Below are 4278 nucleotides of genomic sequence, written 5' to 3'. Positions count from 1 at the left end.
GCCGGTACCGGCTGACGGCGCGGGGCTGCCCGTCCCACGGCGGCATCGGAGACCCGCACATGTCCCCGCGAACAGCGGCACGCGTCGGGAGAAGATCGGCGCGAGTTTGTCACTGTGTACGCTGACGCGGCCAAAAGCGCGCACGACAACAAACTCGCGCCGAGCATGTCCTGCGCGGGTGGTTGCGGACAGGATGCGTGCCGCCTGGCCGGCGTTCAGCTGGCGGGCTCGGTTTCCAGAACGGCGTCTTCCAGGGCGGTGTCCAGTTCCGCGTGGACGAGGTCCTCGTAGGTCTCGCGGCGCCGGATCAGCCGGACGTCCCCGCCGTCGACCAGCACCTCCGCGGGGCGGGGCAGGCTGTTGTAGTGGCTGGCCATCGTCATGCCGTAGGCGCCGGCGGTGAAGACGGCCAGCACGTCCCCGGGCCGCAGCGGCGGCAGCAGCCGGTCCTTCGCGAGGTAGTCGCTGGACTCGCACACCGGGCCCGCGACGTCGTAGCGTGTCAGGCCCGGCTGGTCGTGCTCGCCGGTACGGCTCACCGGGGACAGGCCGCCCTGCGGCCGGGCCGGCCACAGGAAGTGGAACGTGTCGTAGAAGGCGGTCCGGATCAGGTGGCTCATCCCGGTGTCGGTGATCACGACGTTCCGTGAGCCGGAGGTCTTCAGGTAGCGCACGCCGGCCAGCAGCACGCCGGCGTTGGCCGCGATCGAGCGGCCGGGCTCCATGACGACCGTGCCGCCGGCGGCCACGAAGGAGCGCAGCTTCGGCGCGATCACGGCGGCGAAGTCCGGCCATCCCGGGACGCCGGCTCCCTCGTAGTCCGCGGGGAAACCGCCGCCGATGTTGATCGTCGGGACGGGGGCGCCGTCGGCGGTCAGCTTCTCCGCCAGGGTCAGCACCTTGTCCAGGGCGTCGCCGTAGGCCCGCGGGTCGAAGATCGGGGAGCCGATGTGGAAGTGCAGGCCCGCCGGCCGCAGCCAGCGGTCCTCCACGGCCAGCCGGTACACCTCGTGCACCTGGTCGAGGTCGATCCCGAACTTGCCGCCGCGGCGCCCGGTCGTGGTCTTGGCCGGGGTGCGGGAGCCGGCCGCGACGTCCGGGTTGACCCGCACGGCCGCCCCCACCGGCAGCTGGCAGTCGGCCGCCGCCCGGGCGAGGGCGCGCATCTCACCCTCGGACTCCACGTTGACGCAGCGGATGCCGGAGCGCACCGCGTACCGCAGCTCCTCGTCGGACTTGCCCACGCCGGCGAAGACGATCCGCGGCGCGGGCACCCCGGCCAGCAGCGCCCGGTACAGCTCGCCGCCGCTGACGACGTCCACACCGGCGCCCGCCGCGGCGAGGCCGCGCAGCAGGTGGATGTTGCTCAGCGCCTTGGCCGAGAAGCAGATCAGCGGCTTGAGCTCGGCGAACGCGTCCGCCACCTGCCGCAGGTGGGTGACGAGGGTGCCGTGCGAGTACACGTAGACCGGCGTGCCGAAACGGGCCGCGATCTCCTCCACGGCGACGTCCTCCACGTACAGCACGCCGTCCCGGTACGCGAAACGATCCAATGCCTTCTCCCGGATGATGAGTCACGCACCATGGCGATCGTCGCGAGCTGGGGTGGTGCCTGCCCGCAGCACCCCGGACGGCCGGGATCCCGCGGGCAGGTGGCGGCCTGAACCTCCGGTTCACGGCCGCGCCGACAGGCACGCTCCAGCGTGCGGCTCGCCGTCGACAAGCCGGTGCGCTTGTCGTCGACGGGCCGGTGGAGGTGCCCGGGCGAGGCGGATCAGACCCACCGTCCGACGTACCCGCGACCCGGGGCGCAGGTTCAGCGCCGACCCGCCCAGAATACTGAAGCCGCCCCGGTTTGACCGCACCCCGGGCCTTTGACCGCCGCGTGCGGGCCGGCTCAGGCGCACGGCCGGCCTGTGCCGCCTCGCCGGTCCCGGCCGGCCTGTGCCGCCTGCCGCCTGTGATCCGGGCTATGAGGCGGTCCGGGCTATGAGGCCCGGCCGGCTTCGGTGGCGGTCGGGACCTCGACGAGCAGGCCGCTCTTGACGTCGTAGATGTAGCCGTAGATCGGGATACGCGCGGGGACGAGCGGGTGGCTGCGGACCCGGCGGACGTCCTCGGTCACGCTGGTGGCCTGGTCGGAGATCGTCAGCCAGTCGATGTAGTCGCCCTCACGGGCGCCCGGGCCGGTGCCGATGTCGTGGAAGCCCTGGTCGCCGAGGGCGGCGGTCTCCAGGCTGTTGGCGAGCAGGCCGCGGATCACCTCGTCGGTGAAGAACTCCATCCCGCAGTCGCTGTGGTGGATGACGAACCACTCCTTGGTGCCCAGCAGCTTGTACGAGATCACCAGCGAGCGGATCGCGTCGTCGCTGGCGCGCCCGCCGGCGTTGCGGATCACGTGGGCGTCGCCCTCGCTGAGCCCGGCGTACCTGGCCGGGTCCAGCCGGGCGTCCATGCAGGTGAGAATGGCGAAGCCCCGCGCCGGCGGCAGGGCCAGCTCGCTCTTGTCACCGAACGAGGCGGCGTACTCGGCGTTGGCCGCGATGACTTCAGGCAGAACAGACATCTGCAACGCTCCTTTGACGTGGTGACTGATCTGTTGACGTGTCTGTTGACGTGGTGACCGGTCTGTCAGCGCTACGCGGCCGGAATCCCTGTCCGGAATCCCGGTACGGCTGGAACTACGCGGTACGGCGGCTCCTCGGGAAACACGTCGGCCTCGTCGACGCAGCCGAACGTCCAGTTCGTGTCACGCGCCAGGCCGTACCGGTCGCCGCGGGAGAGCCTGGGCATCGGGAGATCTCCTTTGCCGCCGGAATACTCACGTTTGTCTACGCAGTCAGTAGACAAGGTGGACAAGAACTGTCAAGGACTCCTAAGAACTGCTCGCGGTGTGTGCCGGCCGAAGCCCGTCGGCATTATTAAGAGTGAATCTTGCGGAAACCGCTGGCTGGACAGCTCCGTGTCATTCCGGTTCGGACGGGTATGCCCGGGAAAGCCGGCCCGCCGGACGCCCGCACCGCGGGGTCGGACGCGCCGTGCCGGGCCGCGGGCTGTCCGTGCCGTCGGCCTGCCCTGTCAGGCTGCGGGGGGTGGCGTGCGGGCCGGCCGCGGCGGCCGCGGCGCGCTGGAATCCCCGCCGCGTCCACCGGGGCCGGGTGTGCGGCCGGGGCCGTCGTTGTCCGGGAGGAGGTCGTAGCCGTCGTCGTGCGGGAGGAGCAGGTGGGCCTCCCCGTCACGGATGAGGATCTTCGGACGCACCGGGCGGAGGTCCCGGGTGCGCGCTGCCGCCAGGACGGCCGCGACGGATGCGTGCTCGGCCAGTTCCCGCAGCGTGTGCGCGGTGGGCGGCAGCATCGCCAGCCGTCCCGCCAGGTGTTCGGCGAGGGCCGTGGCCGGTGACAGCCACAGCAGCCGGTCGGACTCGCCGGGTATCGGGCGGGTCCGCTGCTCGACCGGCATGGCGGCGATGAAGAAGCGGGTGTCGTACCGGCGGGGCTCCACCTCGGGAGTCACCCAGCGTGCCCACGGGCGCAGCAGGTCGACGCGCAGGCCCAGGCCCCGGCGGGCCAGCAGGGCGGCCATGCTGAGCTGCCTCTTCTCCAGCGCGAGACGGTCGGTCTCCCAGCTGGGATCGGTGACGTCGGCGACGCTGTCCGTGCCGGGCCCGGCGAGCAGCACGCCGCTCTCCTCGAACGTCTCCCGCACGGCGGCGCACACCAGGGCGCGGGCCAGCGCCGGCTCGGCGTCGAGGGCCGCGCCGACGTCCGTTCCCGTGTCCGTTCCGACGTCCGTTCCCGTGTCCGTTCCGATGGCTGTCGCGGAGTCTGTCGCGGAGCCCGTCTCGGCGGTGCCGAACCACCGCGGCTGGGCGGCGACGTCGGCCGGGTCCACCGTCCCGCCGGGGAAGACGTGCATGCCGGCGGCGAAGGCCATCGTCGACACCCGGCGCAGCAGGCAGACCTGGATGCCCGTCCCGTTCTCGGCGTCCCGGAGCAGCGCGACGGTGGCGGCGTCGCGGGTCGCGACCGCTTGGCCGTGACCGGCCTGGAAGGCGGCCGCCCGCCGGGCGAGGTCCGGCGGCACCGGCCGCCGTGGCGCGCTCAGCGGATCCCGGCGCTCCCCACCCGTCAGATCGGCCATTCGTCACATGTTAGGCCGCGCCCGGACGAGCGGCATCCCCCTCCTCGGACGGTTTCGCCGGGCTCGGTCAGGTTCCCAGGGCGGTGAACCGGACGGGCTCGCGCAGGACGGTGGCGGCGGCGGGGAGGTCGGCGA

At 72.5% G+C, this 4278-nt stretch carries 4 protein-coding genes; all 4 read right to left on the bottom strand.

The features are described from left to right. Positions 1 to 215 precede the first annotated feature (215 nt). The 4 genes from lysA to AC5LUJ_RS07370 all read right to left on the bottom strand — a co-directional run bounded on the left by lysA (position 216) and on the right by AC5LUJ_RS07370 (position 4143). On the bottom strand, positions 216 to 1553 hold the full coding sequence (gene lysA / locus AC5LUJ_RS07385) for a diaminopimelate decarboxylase (protein WP_493464682.1): 1338 nt from the start codon (positions 1551 to 1553) through the stop codon (positions 216 to 218). Positions 1554 to 1987: 434 nt separating this feature from the next. Continuing rightward, a complete protein-coding gene (locus AC5LUJ_RS07380; protein WP_493464681.1) occupies positions 1988 to 2566 on the bottom strand; it encodes a beta-class carbonic anhydrase in 579 nt (192 codons plus the stop codon). A gap of 71 nt (positions 2567 to 2637) precedes the next feature. Continuing rightward, a complete protein-coding gene (locus tag AC5LUJ_RS07375; RefSeq protein ID WP_250282103.1) occupies positions 2638 to 2793 on the bottom strand; it encodes a hypothetical protein in 156 nt (51 codons plus the stop codon). Positions 2794 to 3078: 285 nt separating this feature from the next. Continuing rightward, a complete protein-coding gene (locus tag AC5LUJ_RS07370) occupies positions 3079 to 4143 on the bottom strand; it encodes an NUDIX hydrolase (RefSeq protein WP_250282100.1) in 1065 nt (354 codons plus the stop codon). Positions 4144 to 4278: the final 135 nt, after the last annotated feature.

Source organism: Protofrankia sp. CiP1_Cm_nod3 (assembly GCF_982290655.1).
This window is presented reverse-complemented; position numbering and strand designations above follow the sequence as displayed.

Excerpts from the sequence above, each read along its gene's own strand:
- AC5LUJ_RS07380 (WP_493464681.1), bottom strand. The coding sequence starts at position 2,566 with ATGTCTGTTCTGCCTGAAGTCATCGCGGCCAACGCCGAGTACGCCGCC.
- AC5LUJ_RS07375 (WP_250282103.1), bottom strand. The coding sequence starts at position 2,793 with ATGCCCAGGCTCTCCCGCGGCGACCGGTACGGCCTGGCGCGTGACACG.
- AC5LUJ_RS07370 (WP_250282100.1), bottom strand. The coding sequence starts at position 4,143 with ATGGCCGATCTGACGGGTGGGGAGCGCCGGGATCCGCTGAGCGCGCCA.